The organism is Pseudomonas sp. RIT357, from assembly GCF_000632245.1.
Taxonomy (GTDB): Bacteria; Pseudomonadota; Gammaproteobacteria; order Pseudomonadales; family Pseudomonadaceae; genus Aquipseudomonas; species Aquipseudomonas sivasensis.
The window spans coordinates 36,542-52,518 of sequence record NZ_JFYX01000021.1 but is presented as its reverse complement, the minus strand read 5'-3'; the positions used below and the strand labels follow the sequence as shown (position 1 = coordinate 52,518).

Sequence of the window (15,977 nt, the reverse complement as noted above, 5' to 3'; positions counted from 1 at the left end):
ACAGGGGCTGGTTTGTCAGCGCTCTTCCAGTCGCTCGCGCAAAAAGCGGTGGCCCACCAAAAACAACCGCCGATAGGTAAGCAACACCGCCCCTACCGTGCCCAACGCCGATGACGCGGCGATCAAGAACATGATCACGATTTGATACCGCACCGCGTCCACAGGGCTCTCTCCGGCCAGCACTTGGCCGGTCATCATGCCGGGCAGACTGACGATGCCGACCACGGTCATCTGGTTCAGCGTGGGGATCATCCCGGCGCGCACGGCCTGGCGAATGGCTTCCTGGGCGGCTTCCCAGCGTGAGCCGCCGAGGGCCAGGATCATTTCGATGGTGTTGCGGCCCGAGGTAAGTTCCTGGGTCATGCGCTCAATCCCTAAGGACACGCCGGTCAAGGTGTTGCCGAGGATCATGCCAAGGATCGGGATCGCGTATTGCGGCTCGTACCATGGGTGAATGCGGATCACCGCAAACAAGCCCACCGCCGTCACCAGCCACGAACTGCCCCACACCGACAGAATGCTGTCGACCCGCTGCCCCCGATACGTACGCCGCCCACGTCCCGCCGCCGAAAGCCCGGCGATCAGGGTCATGGCGCACATCAGCGGCAGCACCACGTACCAATAGGCGAATTCAAACACCCAGCCCAGCAGGTAACCGATGGCCAGCAGTTGCACCACGGTGCGCACCGCCGCCCATAACAACTGGCGTCCAAGGCCCAGGCGCAGCAGCAACGACAGCGCGCCGTTGACCAGGATCAGCGACGCGGCAATGCCCATGTCCAGGGCGGTGAGGTTTTGATAATTCATGGTTGGGTCGCTCCGCTGAGGACACCGGCACTCATGTGCAAGTGGATGTCACTCATGCGCTGTGCCTGATCCAGATCGTGGGATACCCAGATATAGGCGCGGGCCTTGTTACCGGCGAACCAGGCGTCGATCAGCGCTTCCACGTCACGGGATGACGCAGGGTCGAGGGCGGCGGTTGGCTCGTCGAGCAACAGCACTTCGGGGTTCAGTTGCAGTGTACGGATCAGCGAGACCACCTGGGACTCACCGCCCGACAGGTCCAACGCGTTCTTGGTCAAAAAATCCGCCGCCTTGCCGGCATGCCCCAACAAGGTCGTCACCACGTCCTGGTCAAAGCGGCGTTGGTGCAGCGTCTTGAGACTGAACGGGAACCTGAGGTTGTCCTCCACCGTGCCTTCGAGCAACGCCGGGCGTTGAGACAGGTAGCTGATATGGCTGCGGTAATGGGGGATCTGCGCGTTGACGATCGGCTGGTTATTCCACAGCACTTGCCCGGAACTCGGCGTATCGAGCAAAGCCAGCGCACGCAGGAAGACGCTTTTTCCAGAGCCCGATGAGCCGGTGATGGAGACGCGGTCGGCGCGCTTCAAGGTGAAATCCGTGGGTTGCAGCAAAGCCACCTGGCGACGCTCGTCGATACGCGTGAGGGCGCGGGTTTCTATCAGGGCGCTCATGGACGCGGTATTCCTCTTAAAACCTGTTGGGCGCAATGGTGAAGCAGGCGCAGGAAGTTTTCATGAAAAAATTCAAACTATCGCCACCCACGTTGTTCAGAAACTCAGGTTCAACGTTAAGTAGGAGACGACATGCAATACCGACAACTGGGCCATTCGGGCCTGCTGGTATCCGAAATCATCCTCGGCACCGTGCCCTTTGGCGGTCGCGCCGAGTTTGAAAAGTGCGGATCGGTGGACGTGCCCCAGGCCAAGCGCATGTTCGATATCGCATTCGATGCCGGGGTCAATATGGTCGACACCGCCGACCTCTATTCCCACGGTCTGGCCGAAGAAGTGGTCGGCAAGGCCCTGGGTGACAAACGCAACGATATCCTGCTGGCCACCAAGGGCCGCAGCCCGGTAGACAGCAACCCGAACAACTCCGGCTCCTCGCGCTACCACCTGATTCGCGCCTGCGAAGCCAGCTTGAAGCGCCTCGGTACCGACCACATCGATCTCTACCAATTGCACAACTGGGACGGCATGACGCCCATCGAGGAAACCCTCGAAGCCCTGCGGCTGTTGGTGGGCTCGGGGAAAATCCGTTACTTCGGCACCAGCAACTTCACCGCCTGGCAGATGATGAAAACCCTGGGCAAGGCCGAACTGCACGGCATGCTCAAGCCGATCACCCAACAGATCTACTACACCCCGGAATCCCGCGAGGCCGAGTACGAGTTGCTGCCGTTGGCCCTGGATCAGAACGTCGGCACTCTGGTGTGGGGGCCAATGGGCGAAGGCCTGCTCACCGGCTCCACGCGCCGTGGGCAAAAGCCGCCGGCCAATACCCGCCAGGGCAGCGACTGGCCGGAACCCTACGTGCATGACCAGGAGCGTGCGCTGGACATCATCGAAACCCTCGCCGCCGTGGGTGATGAACACGGCGTGTCGGTGGCGCGCACTTGCCTGGCGTGGCTCAAGGATCGTCCGGGGATTACCTCGCTGATTGTCGGTGCCCGCACTGAAGCGCATCTGCGCGACAACCTGGCGGCCACCGAACTGAAACTCACCGACGAACAGTCCTCGCGTATCGAAGCGGTGACACGGCGCCAACCGTTGTATCCGTACTGGCATCGTTTTACGGCCGGCATTGATCGCTTTGATCCGGCGGAGCAGCCGTTCCTCGCCGAGCATCAGAAAACCATGGATGCACGCAAAGACAAGTAACCCCTGACCCCCTCAACGCCTGGGCGACAGCCCCACTGCGCACGCCACCAAGGCCGGGTCACCCTGGAAGCGCGCCGATGCTGGATTGGGGCTGTCAGCAACGCGCAAGGTCGGCCGCTTACCCACGCGTATGCGAGGGGCAGGATCGACGATCCCCATGCAATGCTGCAGCGCGATAAAGTCCGGCAAGTGCGGCACTGAGAGGTGCAAGGTCGGCTGATTGCCCGCTACCAGCACATGCGGTGTGCATTGCCCATCGTAAATCAGCGTGTGGCGAATCAACGGGTTGGCGTGGCAGTACTCCAGCAGGTTCTCCTGCGGCGAACTCACCAATGCGCTGTTGATGATCAACAGGTCGAATGCCACGCCCCCCGAACGCGTCAGCACCCGCAACTCATCGAACGAGCTCAAGGGCGCGATGCGGTGATAGCCCATCAGATTGAGCATCTTCTCAATCCTGATCCGCTGCTGAAGGTCAGCATCGGCAATCAAGAGGCGGAGCGTTTTAGTGGACATAGGGTAACCCTGACAGTTGGGCAGCAACGTCGATCATTCAACGGTGCACACGGTAACCGTCAGCAGGAGCGCATGACTTTAAGACGATTCTTAAACCTTATCGGGGGCGCATACCTGATTTGCAATCGAGCGCCACACTGCCTATATTTCCCGCCTGGCGCTCTCTACGCCACCTTCCGCGGAAAGGGCTGCGCCCAAGACACTCAAGCTTCACCTCATTTCTACGACTCCCAACCTTAAAGCGGAAAAGGTCTGTGCAAGGAGATCGTATGTCGCAACGCCCCCTATCTTCCAACACCGATGGCCGTCTCAACCTTGAGCAGCAGCGCAAGCGCGCCAAGGAACTGTTGCGGCACCTGAAAAGCCAAGACCCGGCTGCCACACTGTCCCAGGCCCAATGGCAGGTGGCCAAACAACTGGGTTTCAGCAGTTGGCCCAAGCTCAAGGCTCATATCGACGCCATCGACTTCGCCGCCCGCCATCCCGACTTTGCAGCCAGCGATGAAGCGCGCACCACCCACTGGCGCTGCGGCAATGACATCGCCCATAGCCTGCAGGTGGCGGGGTTCAAGGGCCGGTTCCACATGCTCAGCGACCCGCTGTGCATGGGTCCGGTGCGTGATCTGCCCAGCCCGGCATTTCGTGCGATGCGCAGTGCCTTTATCAGCCAAGCCTTTGCCATCAATGAGACGGATGCAGCGCGCCGTGTCGACGATGAATACAACCACCTCGAAACCCTGGCCAGCGCCGAACACAGCGTGTTGTGGTGCGAGGCAGATGCCTATGACCAGTTGTTCCTGATCCGCGCCTTGGCCGGTCTTGAACAAGCACCGGGCAAACTGGAGCTGATCGAGGTGGACCGCATTCCCGGCGTCGAGCGCTTTATCGGCATCGGCCAACTGGCGCCGGACGTGCTCGCCTGGCTCTGGCCGCAGCGCAGACTGATCGGCGACGAGGCCGTGCAACTGGCCAAACGCGCCTGGGCAGCCTATTGCGACAGTTCACCCATGGCATGGGCAGCGTTGGCCCACGGCAAACACCCCGCCCTGCCCTTGCTTGCCCCGGCGCTGTTGCGCCAGTTGCAGGAATTGCCGGGAGCACACGATGGTCTGTCGCTGACCGAGCGCCTGTCCCTCACCTACCTCGCCGAAGCTGGGCCGTTGCCGTTCGGTCGCGTGTTCGCCGAATTGATGGCCAAGCGCGACCCGCTGCCGTCCATGGGGGACATGATGTTTCAGGTGCTGCTGCGGCCATTGATCGATGGCGACAAGCCGTTGCTGACCGAGACAGACCCACAAAAACCATGGCCGCAACGCATGTTGGCGCTGACCCCCTTGGGGCAGGACGTGCTCCATGGCCGAGCCCATTGGCCCGACCATGCAACGCATGAGCGCTGGGTCGGCGGCGTGCGTATCACACCTGGCCAGCCGCACTGGATGATTGATGAGGATCTGAACCCTGTCTGGAGCACCCAGTAAAAAAGCCCGCCGTGCATCACACACGGCGGGCTTTTTTGTGACCGATTACCCTTAAGGCAACGGCTCGAACTTCAACGCGCTCAAAGGCTGCACCTTGTCCTCGCGCACCATCTTGTACTCGGTGTTCGGGCCGATCCAGCGCTCCCAGATCGCGTCGATCTCCCCGGCCTTTTCCATCGCCATCAGCGACTCATTGACCTTGGCCAAAAACGCCGGCTCGTCGCGGCGCATACCGGCACCAATCGGCTCCAAGGCCATCGGTTCTTTGGCAATCGCCAGTTCCACACCACCGGCCTTGGCCTGATTGACCAGCTTCAGGGCGGTCATGGTGTTGGTCACCAGGCCCACGACCTTGTTCTGTTGCAGGGCCATGTAGGCCGAGCCAGTGTCCTGGAAGGTCACCGGGGTGGCGCCAGCAAGGCGGATCGACTGTTCGGAGGTCGAGCCCTTGGTGGAGCTGATGCGCTTGTCCTTGAAGAAGCTTTTCGGCTGGTCGGCATTCGCCGCGCGCACCACCAGGGTTTCCTTGGCGATGTAGTAAGGGTCGCTGAACTGGATCTGGTCGGCGCGGGTCTTGGTGTAGGCCAGGTTGGCGAAGATCACATCGACACGGCCCATTTTCACTTCAGGAATACGCGCTTCAACCGACAGTGGCTTGAGTTCCAGGGCTACGCCGAGTGTCTTGGCCAGGGCTTTGCAGAGGTCGACGTCCATGCCGACCAGCTCGCGGGTTTTCGGGTCCGGTGCGGAAAATGGCGGGACGTCGGCGTACACCCCACAGCTCAAGGATTGCTTGGCCATGATGTCGCTCAATTGGTCGGCCTGTGCGACCGCGATTGCCAGTGGCCCCAACGCCAGCGCAGTAAACAGATGCTTCATACCCATGGGAAATCTCCAGAAAGTTGGACCAGCAAAATGGCAGAGGGAGCAAAACCGCCGCAGCTCAATGGGCCCGCAGGTCGGCGATGAAACGTTGCGCTCGCGGGTGCGAGGGCTGGGTGAAGAAGGCCTCGGGGCTGCTCTTTTCCAGAATCTGCCCCGCATCCATAAACCAGATGGTGTCGGCCACTTCGCGGGCGAAATTCATCTCGTGGGTCACGCACATCATGGTCATGCCGTCCTTGGCCAAGCCCTTCATCACGCTCAGCACTTCGCCGACCATTTCCGGGTCGAGGGCACTGGTGGGCTCGTCGAATAGCATCACCGGCGGCTCCATCGCCAGTGCGCGGGCGATTGCCACGCGCTGCTGTTGCCCGCCGGACAACTGCGCCGGGTAGGCACCGGCCTTGTGGGCCAGGCCGACACGGTCGAGCAGCTCCATGGCTTTTTGCTTGGCCGCCGCGCCCTTGAGGTTGCGCAGTTTGTTGGGGGCCAGGGTGATGTTTTCCAGCACCGACAGGTGCGGGAACAGGTTGAAGCTCTGGAACACAAACCCCACGCGGCTACGCAGGCGTTTGATCTGCGCGTCAGTGCCGTGCACGTCCTGGCCGTCGAACAGGATCTGGCCGGCCTGGATGTCTTCCAAGCGATTGACCGTGCGAATCAAGGTGGATTTGCCCGACCCCGAAGGGCCGCACAGCACCACCACTTCGCCGGGTTGCACTTCGGCCGTGATGTCAGTGAGCGCCTGGTACTCGCCGTACCATTTATTGATTTTCGAAAACATGATCATTGGATGCATGAGCGCAGCCCTCTTCAATTATCGGTGGCCAGCAACGGTTGGCCAGGCAGGGTTTGCCCTCCGTCGCCCAGGCGCTTGCGCGCAATGCGCTGTTCCACATAACCGGCCAGGCGGGTCAGGCCGAAACACAGCAGGTAGTAGATGATCGCCAGGATGAAAAACACCTGGAACGGCTTGGTCAGCAGTTGGTTGTTGACTTGGTTGGCGGCAAACGTCACCTCCTGCACGTTGATCACGTAGCCCAGTGAGGTCTCCTTGATGATCGAAATGAACTGGCTGATCAGGCTCGGCAACGCGTTGTACAGTGCCTGGGGCAGGATCACCCAGAGCGTGGTGCGCACGTAGCCCAGGCCGAGGGCGCGGGAAGCTTCGTATTGCCCACTCGGCAAGGCCTGGATGCCGCCGCGAATGATTTCGCACAGGTAGGCGCTCTGGTAGATAACCAGGGTGCAGAGCATGGTCATGAAGCCGGTGATGTTATGGCCGATCAGCAACGGCACCAGGAAGTACGTCCAAAAGATCACCATCAGCAACGGAATACCGCGCAGCACGTAGACCCACACCGTGGCGACCCAGTACAAACCTTTCCACGGCGATACCCGCGCCAGCGCCAGCAGCAAGCCGAACGGGAACGCCAACAGCAATGCCAGCGCGGCCAGGATCAGGGTGCTCGCCAGGCCACCCAATGGGCCATGGGGGTATTGACCGATGAGGAACAACGTCCAGTTGTTCTGCAGGATTTCAACGATATCGAACATCGCCATCTACCTCGCCAGGGCTTTGCTGAAGTGCCGAGCGAGCAACGCCCCGGCGCCCATCAGCAGCAGTGAAAACACCAGGTAGAACACCGTGGCCACCAGGTACGACTCGAAGGTGCGGAACGTATAGTTCTCCACTTCGCGGCTGGCGTAGGTCAGTTCCATCACGCCAATCGCCATGGCCAGGCTGGTGTTCTTGAACAACAACACGGTGTGGTTGATCAAGGACGGAAGGCAGTTGCGCACCCCCTGGGGCAGGATCACGTAGCGCATCGAGCGCACGTAGCCCAATCCCAGGGCTCTGGACGCTTCGGTCTGCCCGGCCGGAATGGCGCGCAGGCCGCTGCGCATGTCTTCACAGAAATAAGCGGCCTGGCACAAGCCCAGGGCGATCACCGAAAACAGGTATTCGGTGTTGTGGTTGGCCAGCCACAGTTGCGCGGACTCGCTGAGCAACGTGGGCACGCCGAAGTACCACAGCATCAGTTGCACCAGGGTCGGCACATTGCGGTGGTAGGACACGTACCCCGCCACCAGACGGTCGGCCAGCTTGTTGCCGGTCAGGCGCATCGTAACCAGCGTCAGCGCCAGCACCATCGCCAGCAGCCAGGCGAACAACGCCAGCTGCAAGGTCATTTCGATGCCCTTGACGATCAGCTCGGCATACTCGCCTTGCAGAATCGCGGCCAAATCGAAGTCTTGCTTCATGGTCAATCCCTATCGGCATTGGGCTAGGGCAGAAATCAAAGTCACCCGGCGTGGCCGTGGCGCGGTGCAGCAATGACGGATTGATCCGTTCTGTTTTAGAGGGCTGGTTTCAGCCCTGATAATCCTGAGGTCGCGCGGTAGAAAGCCCGCCCGGCACTTGCAGGGTGGGGGTGATTTCCATATGCCCGACGTTGACGGCAATCGGCGCGGCAATCGCGAAGGCAATGGCGTTGGCGATGTCTTCGGCCTGGGGCAATTCAAAACCTTCGACGAAGCGTTTGTAGGTCTCCTCGGAGTCGCCATGCACATGGGCAAAGATGTCCGTGGCCACTCGGCCTGGGCAGATCTCGGTAACCCGCACGCGCTTGCCGAAGGCATCAATGCGCAATTGACGCGAGAGCATGCTCACCGCGGCCTTGGTCGCGTGGTAGGTAGAGTTGCCGCCAAAGTTGTAGGCCGCTGCAATCGAGCTGATGTTGATGATGTGCCCGCAGTCGCGCTCGACCATCCCCGGCAACGCCAGGCGCGCCAGGTGCAACACCGCGCGAAGGTTGACGTCGATCAGCAGGTCGATACCGTCGGCATCGGCCTTGAGCAAGGAGCCGGGTTTATCGACACCGGCGTTGTTGACCAGGATGTCGAAGGTGTTTTCGGCGAACAACCGAGTCAGGCCGGCAATATCGGTCACGTCGATAGCGTGGGGAATGCAGCCGGTCTTTGCCGCCAGTGCCTGCAACTTGTCGGCACTGCGGGCCAGGGCATGCACCTGCACGCCTTCCTGGCACAGACGCTCCACAACGGCGGCACCGATGCCCGATGAGGCGCCGGTGACCAGTGCGGTTTTGTAGTCGGAAAATGGCATGGGGTGTTCCTTGTGTCGCGGGTTATGGTTCGACTCTATCCAGCCTTCAGGCGCTGGACCAAGACGCGATGATTGTGTGGCGATAAGGCCTGCTTATGACGCCGCCAGCAGCTGGGAAATCGGGGTAATCCGCCCGCCCAATTGCTCGATTTCCTGGCGAATGGTGCGCGCCAGGTCGACCGCGCCGGGGGTGTCGCCGTGCAGCAGGATCGAGTGGGCCGGCACCCGCAGCACCTTGCCGCTCAGGGCGGTCACGGTGCCCTCCTCCAGCAACTGCCGCACCCGTTGCAAGACTGCCGCAGGCTCCTTGATCACCGAGCCCTCGACCTTGCGTGGCACCAGCAGGCAGTCATCGTCATAGGCGCGGTCGGCGAGGAACGTCGTGGCAACGCGCAGACCACATTTTTCGGCCGCGCCTTCGATGGCGCGGCTGCTGGAAGAGCTGATGATCAGCGTGGGGTCGAACGCCGCCACCGCCCGCACCAACGGCTCGGCCAGCGCCGCATCGGCGGCGGCCATATTGCCCAGGGCGCCGTGGAAGCTCATATGGGTCATGCGATGGCCATTCACAGCCGCCATCCCGGCCAGCGCACCGAGCTGGTAGATCACATAGGTGGCCAGTTCCTTGATCTCGATGTTCATTTGGCGACGACCGAAGCCCATCAAATCCGGGAAGCCCACATGCGCGCCCAGGTCGATGCCACCGGCTTTCGCCAGGCGTACGGTGGTGTCCATGATCAATGGGTCGCCGGCGTGATAACCGCAGGCGACGTTGGCCGAGGAAATCAGGCTCATCAGTGCTTCGTCCTCGCCCATGCGCCACGGGCCGAAGCCTTCGCCGAGGTCGGCATTCAAATCGATCTTCATACCGGATACTCCAGGCCCAGAAAGGCTTCGCCGTAGCCGACGGTGGTGCCGCACGGCACGCGTATATCCACGACCTTGGCGGCTTTCGGGCTGCGCTGAGGCAGCAACAGCTCACCCACTTGCAGCACGGCCACCAGTTGACCGGCGCTAAGCTGATCGCCCACAGCCACGAACGGCTGGTTTTGTTGCGGATGAGTCAGCAGCAGACGACCCAGGCCGGTGGTGCGCAGCACCTTGTCATCCACTGTCGCAGCCGCGGCTGGCGTGACCACACTGACGGCAGGCGCACCGCGCTTGAGGGTCAGGTGCACGCCAGGACTGCTCATCTCTGCGCCAGCCAAGTGGTGTTCCTTGAGCCACAGCGCCAGTTGGCGAATCTCTTCAAGCATCATGCTTTCACTCCTTGACGGTGCAGCTCCACCAGACGGCTGACTTCACGCAGGTAACGTCGATTGGTTTCCAAGGCGTCAACGGCCTCTTCATAACTGCACTCGATAAAGCGCACTTTGCTGCCGATCGGCGCCTGCCCCAAACGCCATAGGTCAGCCTCGATCACGCTGCCGAACTTGGGGTAGCCGCCGCTGGGCTGCGCGTCGCGCATCTGGATGATCGGCTGACCGCCATGGGGCACCTGGATCACGCCGGGCACGATGCCGTGGGAGCGAATTTCCATCGGTGCGATGGGCATCAGCGGTTCACCTTCCATGCGGTAGCCATAGCGATTGCTCTGGGTGGTGATCTTCCACTCGCCAGCCCAGAACGCGGCGCGGGAGGTTTCCTGGAAGCGCTCGTATTCAGCGGCGGGCAGCACGCGCATCGCGGGCACGCCGTCTACCTGTAACGGCAGCGAGAGACTGGGCGCCAAAACGCCGAAGTCCAGCGCCAAGGTGCTGAGGCCTGGTCGCAAGGCAGCGAGTCGATCGCCCTGCTGCAACGCTCGGCCGTCCAAACCACCGAACTCGCCACGCAATTGCGTGCTGCGTGAACCCAGCACCGACGGCACGTCCACGCCCCCCGCCAAACACAGATAAGCGCGACTGCCAGACGTCGGATACCCCAGGCTCAACACTTGACCTTCTCGCCCCTGGCAAACCCAGTTCGGCGGCAACGGCTGGCCGTCCAGCGTGGCGTCGCAGGCGGCGCCGGTCAGGGCAAAGGCGCAGTCCTGCAGCAGGCGAACTTCAAACGTAAACAGCGGGATTTCAATCGCAGCGGCGTCTTCGGGATTGCCCAGCAGCAAGTTGCCCAAGGCCAGGGCCAGATGGTCCATGGCGCCCGAGGTACCTACGCCGTAACCCAGGCTGCCGAAACGACCGAGGTCCTGCACGGTGGCCAGGGCGGTGGCCGATAGAATCTCGATCATCGAATGATCCTCTCGATGCGCAAGCGCAGGAAATCACCCGGCCGCAAGATGGCAGGCGGGGTTTGGGCGGGGTCGAAAAATGCCATCTCGGTGCGGCCGATGGTGTTCCAGCCGCTGGGGCCGGCCGAGGCGGAGACGCCCGTCTGCACGCCGCCGATGGACACAGAGCCCGCACCGATATTCAGCACCGGCACCTGGCGACGGGGCGTGGCCAGGCGTGGGTCCATGCCGCCGAGGTAGCAGTAACCGGGGTGGCTGCCCAGGGCGTACACCGGGTACAGCGGCTCGCAATGCAGGTTGGCAATGGTCTCGATATCCAGCCCGGTGTGGGCGATCACGTCTGCCATGTGCGGGCCGAATTCGCCGCCGTACACCACCGGCAACTCGACAATTCGCCCTTCCAGGGGCAGCGGTTGGCTCTGTTCCCAGGCATCCAGCAGGCGCTGGCACACGCCGTTGAGTTCACGGGGCGGCGTGAGGAACGTCAGCATCAGGTTGTTCATGCCCGGCACGGCTTCGTGGATTTCCGGCCATTCGCCCGCTTGCAGGGCCAGGCGCCAGATACGCTGCTGCGGGGCCAGGTCGAGCTCGCCCGGCGCCTCGAACAGCAACGCGCTGGAGCCCAGCAGGCTGATGGAAGGTGCGGTGTTCATGTCGGGCTCCTTTGCTGCAACCAGCGCTCCAGGTGATGAATGTCGACACCGCCGGCGCAGAATGCCGGATCGTCGAGAATGTCTCGGTGCAACGGGATATTGGTGCTGATGCCGTCCACGATCATTTCGCTCAGGGCCAGGCGCATCCGCGCTAACGCCTCTTCCCGCGTGGCGCCGTGGGTGATTACCTTGGCCACCATCGAGTCGTAGTACGGCGGGACGCGGTAGCCGGTGGTGACATGGGAATCAACCCGCACGCCAAATCCGCCGGGCACTTCCCAACGCTGAATCAAGCCGGGTGTGGGCATAAAGGTGATCGGGTCTTCGGCGTTGATCCGGCACTCCAGGGAGTGGCCGTTAAGCTGCACATCCTCCTGGCGCAAGCCCAACACTTCGCCGCGGGCCATGCGCAGTTGCTGCTGCACGATGTCGATGCCGGTGGTCATTTCAGTGACCGGGTGTTCGACTTGCAGACGCGTGTTCATCTCGATGAAAAAGAACTCGCCGTCTTCGTACAAGAACTCAAACGTGCCCACACCGCGATAGCCAATCTGGCGGCAGGCCTCGGCGCAGCGTTCGCCGACCTTGGCGATCAATGCGGGATCGATGCCCGGTGCGGGTGCTTCTTCCAACACTTTTTGGTGGCGGCGTTGCAGGGAACAGTCGCGGCAGCCGAGCCAGATCGCATGGCCGTGGGCATCACACAGCACCTGGATTTCCACATGCCGCGGGTGGCCGAGGAATTTCTCGATATACAGCTCCGGGTTGCCGAACGCCAACCGCGCCTCTTCACGGGTGAGCGCGATGGCAGCGAGCAACTCGGCTTCGGCCTGCACCACGCGCATGCCGCGACCACCGCCACCACCAGCGGCTTTGACGATCACTGGGTAACCGATCTCGGCAGCGATGGCGAGAATGCTGGCGTCGTCGGTAGGCATTGTCGAATCAGGCCCCGGCACGCACGGCACACCGGCTTCACGCATGGCACGCTTGGCGGCCACCTTGTCGCCCATGGTGCGGATGCAGGCTGCGCTCGGGCCGATAAAGGTCAGGCCGGCGGTTTCGATGAGCTCGGCAAACCCGGCGTTTTCCGAAAGGAACCCGTAGCCAGGGTGGATCGCCTGGGCGCCGGTGACCTTGGCGGCGAACAGCAACGCGGTCTGGTTGAGGTAGCTCATGCCCGGCGCGGCCGGACCGATGCACAGCGATTCGTCAGCGTTTTGCACGTAGTGGGCGTGACGGTCCGCTTCGGAAAACACCGCCACGGTCTTGATGCCCAGGCCATGGCAGGCACGCTGAATGCGCAGGGCGATTTCGCCACGGTTGGCGATCAGCACTTTGTCGAACATTGGATTCACCTGAATAACGAATACGCGTAAGGGTCAACCGAGCCGGAACAGCGACTGGCCGGCGTCGACTTCAACCCCGGCCTCGACCAGGATCTCAACCACCTGGCCCGCCACCTTGGCCTTTACCGGGTGGAACATCTTCATCGCCTCGATCACCGCCACGGTCTGGCCGGCCTCGATGCTTTGCCCCACGGTCACAAAAGGCGGCTCACCGACGGCGGGCGTCAGGTGCAGCACGCCATAAAGGCTGGCTTTGACTTCAACGGCGCTGGCAGCCGGTGCAGCTTTGGGGGCTGCGACCACGGTGGGTGCAACGCTGGTAGTCCCCTGCCCCGCCTGCTTGAACAGCCGCAGCGTGCTGTCGCCTTCGGTGAGGCTCAGTTCCAGCAGATCGGATTCGGCCAGCAAATCCATCAACCCCTTGATACGTGCTGAATCCATGTATGGCCCCTGCCTGTCGAGCGTGTCTTGAGTGGATGAGCCCAATCTACCGAGCCCCTCGAAACGCGGCCAAGACGCTTTGGCTTTGGGGTGATAAGCCGACCTTATGACGCCTCACACGGCGCTGCCACGCATCTGCGCCACCAGCTCCAGCAGAATCGCCTTGACCGCCTGGGCCGGCACGGACAACGGCAAATGCCCGGACAGGCACAACGCCAACGGCGCCTCCACCTCGGGCTCGACGATGCGACACATATGCACCGAAGGGTCCGCGGCCATGACCCGCGCCGACGACTCAGGCAGGATGGTCGAACCGAAGTGGTCGGCCACGGCGGCGGTGAGGGTGGTAGACGATTCAATCTCGGCCACTACCCGCACACCCAGGCCGATACGCAGGAAGGCTTCGTCCACCATCCGACGCATGACGTTGTAGGGGCGCGGCAACAGCATGTCCATGTCGGCCAACTCGGCCAGCGGGATGTCTTCGCGACTGGCAATGGCCGGGTCGGCACTCACCAGGTACAGCGGCTCGCGCAGCAGCGAGACAAAACTCAAACCATGCACCTCCCGCCCGCCGTAAAGCACGGCCATGTCCATGCGGCCGTTCATGATCAGTTCGCTCAACGTGGTGCCGAAGTTTTCATTGAGGTACAGCAGGATGCCGGGGTGACGTTCGCGCACGGTGCGCAGCAACGGCAGCGACAACGTCGACGCCGCCGTACCCGGCGCCAGCCCCACCGACACCTGCCCGGACAAGGCATGGCCGGTGGCATTGATATCGCTCTGAGCCTGTTCGCACTGGCGCAGGATAATTTGCGCATGGCCATACAACACCTTGCCCGCCTCAGTCGGCGTCACGCCGCGCTTGGTGCGGATCAGCAATTGTTGTTGCAACTCGGCTTCCAGGGTTGCCAGTTGCTGACTCAACGCCGGTTGCGCCACATGCAACACATCAGCGGCCTGGGTCATGCTGCCGATGTCGACCAGTTTTACGAAATACTTCAATCGACGCAGGTTCAAAATGGCGGTGCTCATGTAAGGGACAAGTGATGCCTTAAATGTGGGAGGGGGCTTGCTCCCGATAGCAGTGTCAGTGGATGCACCTGTGACTGACACACTGCTTTCGGGAGCAAGCCCCCTCCCACATTTGGATTTGTGTACACCTGGCAGGTTTGCAAAAGACAGGCCACCCGCATAACCAGCCATAAGGCTTTGCTATGGTTGCTCCTGATCCCCCACCCAAAGCACCCGCTCGGAGCAGCCAGGACTGGACGCACCTGCTTGGTGCAAGCCCAGCCATAAGCACTGCCTATCAACCCAGAACAAACTCGTCTTATGGCCCCCTCGCCCGGCCCTCGTACTGTGACGCCATCAACGCCATCATCGAGGAACGCCCGTGACCGCCTCCCGCATCGCCGCCCGTGTGCAACGCATCAAACCATCGCCCAGCAGCGCCGCGTCCGACCGCGCCAACGAGCTGCGTCGCCAAGGCCAGTCCATCATCAACCTGGTAGTGGGCGAACCGGACTTCGATACACCCCCCCACATCCGCCAAGCCGCCAGCGCGGCCATCGAGCGCGGTGAAACCCGCTACACCCAAAACGCCGGCACCCCGGAACTGCGCCAGGCCATCGTCGATAAACTGGCCCGCGAGAACGGCCTGAGCTACACCGCCGCTCATGTACTGGTGACCAGCGGCGCCAAGAGCGCGATCTTCAACGCCTTCGCCGCCACCCTAGGCGCCGGTGATGAAGTGCTGATCCCTGCGCCCTACTGGGTGTCGTACCCGGACATGGTCCTGGCCTGCGAAGGCGAGCCGGTGACCCTGGCCTGCCCGGAACACAACGGGTTCAAGCTGACCCCCGCACAGTTGCGCGAGGCGATCACCGAGCGCACCCGCTGGCTGCTGCTCAACTCACCGAGCAACCCCACCGGCGCCAGCTACAGCCACGCCGAACTGCGCGCCCTGGCCGACGTGCTGCTGGACTATCCGCATGTGCTGCTGATGACCGATGACATCTACGAGCACATCCGCTTCGACGGTCTGGACAACCCACACATCCTGGCCATTGAACCGGCCTTGAAGGACCGCACCCTGGTGGTCAACGGCGTATCCAAGACTTACGCCATGACCGGCTGGCGCATCGGTTATGCCGCCGGCCCCGCCGACCTGATCGGCGCCATGGCGACCCTGCAATCCCAGTCCACCAGTAACGCCTGCTCAGTCAGTCAGGCGGCGGCATTGGAAGCGCTCAACGGCGACCAACACTTCGTCAAACACAGCGTCGAGGTGTACCAGCAACGACGCGACCGTTGCCTTGAACTGCTCAATGCAATCCCCGGCCTGAGCTGCCGCAAGCCGGACGGCGCGTTCTATCTGTATGTGAACTGCGGCGGCCTGCTAGGAAAAAAAAAAGCCGAGGGTAAAACCCTCAACAGCGACAGCGAAGTGGTGATGTACCTGCTCGAAAGCCAGGGCGTGGCGGTAGTGGCGGGCACGGCCTATGGCCTGGCGCCGTTCTTTCGCATGTCGATTGCTACCGACATCAGCACCCTCGACCAAGGCTGCGCGCGCATTGCCGCTGCCGTTGCCGCGTTGCGCTGAGGATCG

General features: G+C 62.2%; 18 protein-coding genes. 3 read left to right on the top strand and 15 right to left on the bottom strand.

Translation table 11 applies throughout. The features are described from left to right. Window positions 1–15: 15 nt before the first annotated feature. Both fetB and BW43_RS12925 read right to left on the bottom strand, forming a co-directional pair. Window positions 16–807, bottom strand: coding sequence for an iron export ABC transporter permease subunit FetB (fetB, locus tag BW43_RS12920; RefSeq protein ID WP_032887277.1), 792 nt, complete (start codon window positions 805–807; stop codon window positions 16–18). After that, window positions 804–1,481: an ATP-binding cassette domain-containing protein gene (locus BW43_RS12925; RefSeq protein ID WP_032887276.1), complete on the bottom strand. Its 678-nt coding sequence runs from the start codon at window positions 1,479–1,481 to the stop codon at window positions 804–806. The genes fetB and BW43_RS12925 overlap by 4 nt, the downstream gene beginning before the upstream one ends. A gap of 132 nt (window positions 1,482–1,613) precedes the next feature. On the opposite strand from BW43_RS12925, the gene BW43_RS12930 reads away from it, so the two are divergent. After that, on the top strand, window positions 1,614–2,690 hold the full coding sequence (locus BW43_RS12930) for an aldo/keto reductase (RefSeq protein ID WP_032887275.1): 1,077 nt from the start codon (window positions 1,614–1,616) through the stop codon (window positions 2,688–2,690). 12 nt (window positions 2,691–2,702) lie between these two features. Here BW43_RS12930 and BW43_RS12935 read toward each other — a convergent pair whose 3' ends face one another. Next, window positions 2,703–3,137, bottom strand: a complete 435-nt coding sequence (locus tag BW43_RS12935; RefSeq protein ID WP_233896855.1) for a chemotaxis protein CheY — start codon at window positions 3,135–3,137, stop codon at window positions 2,703–2,705. Window positions 3,138–3,475: 338 nt separating this feature from the next. Here BW43_RS12935 and BW43_RS12940 point away from each other — a divergent pair, with 338 nt between their 5' ends. After that, window positions 3,476–4,684 (top strand): DUF1835 domain-containing protein, encoded by a 1,209-nt coding sequence (locus BW43_RS12940; RefSeq protein ID WP_032887273.1) that lies wholly within the window; start codon window positions 3,476–3,478, stop codon window positions 4,682–4,684. Window positions 4,685–4,735: 51 nt separating this feature from the next. On the opposite strand, the gene BW43_RS12945 is transcribed toward BW43_RS12940, so the two are convergent. From BW43_RS12945 to nac, 12 genes are all read right to left on the bottom strand, one after another. After that, complete coding sequence (locus tag BW43_RS12945) at window positions 4,736–5,569, bottom strand: ABC transporter substrate-binding protein (RefSeq protein ID WP_032887272.1); 834 nt, start codon at window positions 5,567–5,569, stop codon at window positions 4,736–4,738. A gap of 58 nt (window positions 5,570–5,627) precedes the next feature. Further along, window positions 5,628–6,356 (bottom strand): amino acid ABC transporter ATP-binding protein, encoded by a 729-nt coding sequence (locus BW43_RS12950; RefSeq protein ID WP_177326440.1) that lies wholly within the window; start codon window positions 6,354–6,356, stop codon window positions 5,628–5,630. Between the two features lie 23 nt (window positions 6,357–6,379). Then, entirely contained in the window at window positions 6,380–7,123 is a 744-nt protein-coding gene (locus BW43_RS12955) for an amino acid ABC transporter permease (RefSeq protein WP_032887299.1), read from the bottom strand. Between the two features lie 6 nt (window positions 7,124–7,129). After that, on the bottom strand, window positions 7,130–7,831 hold the full coding sequence (locus BW43_RS12960; RefSeq protein WP_032887270.1) for an amino acid ABC transporter permease: 702 nt from the start codon (window positions 7,829–7,831) through the stop codon (window positions 7,130–7,132). Window positions 7,832–7,940: 109 nt separating this feature from the next. Continuing rightward, on the bottom strand, window positions 7,941–8,693 hold the full coding sequence (locus BW43_RS12965; RefSeq protein ID WP_032887269.1) for an SDR family oxidoreductase: 753 nt from the start codon (window positions 8,691–8,693) through the stop codon (window positions 7,941–7,943). A 93-nt stretch (window positions 8,694–8,786) separates the two neighbouring features. Beyond that, window positions 8,787–9,560 carry a LamB/YcsF family protein gene (locus BW43_RS12970; RefSeq protein WP_032887268.1) on the bottom strand — a complete coding sequence of 258 codons (774 nt, stop codon included), beginning with the start codon at window positions 9,558–9,560 and terminating at the stop codon, window positions 8,787–8,789. Further along, window positions 9,557–9,952 (bottom strand): biotin/lipoyl-containing protein, encoded by a 396-nt coding sequence (locus BW43_RS12975; RefSeq protein WP_032887267.1) that lies wholly within the window; start codon window positions 9,950–9,952, stop codon window positions 9,557–9,559. Before BW43_RS12975 ends, BW43_RS12970 begins: the two co-directional genes overlap by 4 nt. After that, window positions 9,949–10,923 carry a biotin-dependent carboxyltransferase family protein gene (locus tag BW43_RS12980; protein WP_032887266.1) on the bottom strand — a complete coding sequence of 325 codons (975 nt, stop codon included), beginning with the start codon at window positions 10,921–10,923 and terminating at the stop codon, window positions 9,949–9,951. Before BW43_RS12980 ends, BW43_RS12975 begins: the two co-directional genes overlap by 4 nt. Further along, a complete protein-coding gene (gene pxpB / locus BW43_RS12985) occupies window positions 10,920–11,576 on the bottom strand; it encodes a 5-oxoprolinase subunit PxpB (protein ID WP_032887265.1) in 657 nt (218 codons plus the stop codon). The genes BW43_RS12980 and pxpB overlap by 4 nt, the downstream gene beginning before the upstream one ends. Then, complete coding sequence (gene accC, locus BW43_RS12990) at window positions 11,573–12,925, bottom strand: acetyl-CoA carboxylase biotin carboxylase subunit (RefSeq protein WP_032887264.1); 1,353 nt, start codon at window positions 12,923–12,925, stop codon at window positions 11,573–11,575. The genes pxpB and accC overlap by 4 nt, the downstream gene beginning before the upstream one ends. Before the next feature lie 33 nt (window positions 12,926–12,958). After that, entirely contained in the window at window positions 12,959–13,366 is a 408-nt protein-coding gene (locus BW43_RS12995; protein ID WP_032887263.1) for an acetyl-CoA carboxylase biotin carboxyl carrier protein subunit, read from the bottom strand. Window positions 13,367–13,480: 114 nt separating this feature from the next. Then, window positions 13,481–14,386 carry a nitrogen assimilation transcriptional regulator NAC gene (gene nac / locus BW43_RS13000; protein ID WP_032887298.1) on the bottom strand — a complete coding sequence of 302 codons (906 nt, stop codon included), beginning with the start codon at window positions 14,384–14,386 and terminating at the stop codon, window positions 13,481–13,483. Between the two features lie 376 nt (window positions 14,387–14,762). Between nac and BW43_RS13005 the strand changes: the two genes are divergently transcribed. Beyond that, the gene (locus BW43_RS13005; RefSeq protein ID WP_032887262.1) at window positions 14,763–15,971 is read left to right on the top strand and encodes an aspartate transaminase; all 1,209 of its coding nucleotides are present in this window, start codon (window positions 14,763–14,765) and stop codon (window positions 15,969–15,971) included. Window positions 15,972–15,977: the final 6 nt, after the last annotated feature.

Coding starts and splice junctions, on each gene's coding strand:
- fetB (WP_032887277.1), bottom strand. CDS start 807: ATGAATTATCAAAACCTCACCGCCCTGGACATGGGCATTGCCGCGTCG.
- BW43_RS12925 (WP_032887276.1), bottom strand. CDS start 1,481: ATGAGCGCCCTGATAGAAACCCGCGCCCTCACGCGTATCGACGAGCGT.
- BW43_RS12930 (WP_032887275.1), top strand. CDS start 1,614: ATGCAATACCGACAACTGGGCCATTCGGGCCTGCTGGTATCCGAAATC.
- BW43_RS12935 (WP_233896855.1), bottom strand. CDS start 3,137: ATGCTCAATCTGATGGGCTATCACCGCATCGCGCCCTTGAGCTCGTTC.
- BW43_RS12940 (WP_032887273.1), top strand. CDS start 3,476: ATGTCGCAACGCCCCCTATCTTCCAACACCGATGGCCGTCTCAACCTT.
- BW43_RS12945 (WP_032887272.1), bottom strand. CDS start 5,569: ATGGGTATGAAGCATCTGTTTACTGCGCTGGCGTTGGGGCCACTGGCA.
- BW43_RS12950 (WP_177326440.1), bottom strand. CDS start 6,356: ATGATCATGTTTTCGAAAATCAATAAATGGTACGGCGAGTACCAGGCG.
- BW43_RS12955 (WP_032887299.1), bottom strand. CDS start 7,123: ATGTTCGATATCGTTGAAATCCTGCAGAACAACTGGACGTTGTTCCTC.
- BW43_RS12960 (WP_032887270.1), bottom strand. CDS start 7,831: ATGAAGCAAGACTTCGATTTGGCCGCGATTCTGCAAGGCGAGTATGCC.
- BW43_RS12965 (WP_032887269.1), bottom strand. CDS start 8,693: ATGCCATTTTCCGACTACAAAACCGCACTGGTCACCGGCGCCTCATCG.
- BW43_RS12970 (WP_032887268.1), bottom strand. CDS start 9,560: ATGAAGATCGATTTGAATGCCGACCTCGGCGAAGGCTTCGGCCCGTGG.
- BW43_RS12975 (WP_032887267.1), bottom strand. CDS start 9,952: ATGATGCTTGAAGAGATTCGCCAACTGGCGCTGTGGCTCAAGGAACAC.
- BW43_RS12980 (WP_032887266.1), bottom strand. CDS start 10,923: ATGATCGAGATTCTATCGGCCACCGCCCTGGCCACCGTGCAGGACCTC.
- pxpB (WP_032887265.1), bottom strand. CDS start 11,576: ATGAACACCGCACCTTCCATCAGCCTGCTGGGCTCCAGCGCGTTGCTG.
- accC (WP_032887264.1), bottom strand. CDS start 12,925: ATGTTCGACAAAGTGCTGATCGCCAACCGTGGCGAAATCGCCCTGCGC.
- BW43_RS12995 (WP_032887263.1), bottom strand. CDS start 13,366: ATGGATTCAGCACGTATCAAGGGGTTGATGGATTTGCTGGCCGAATCC.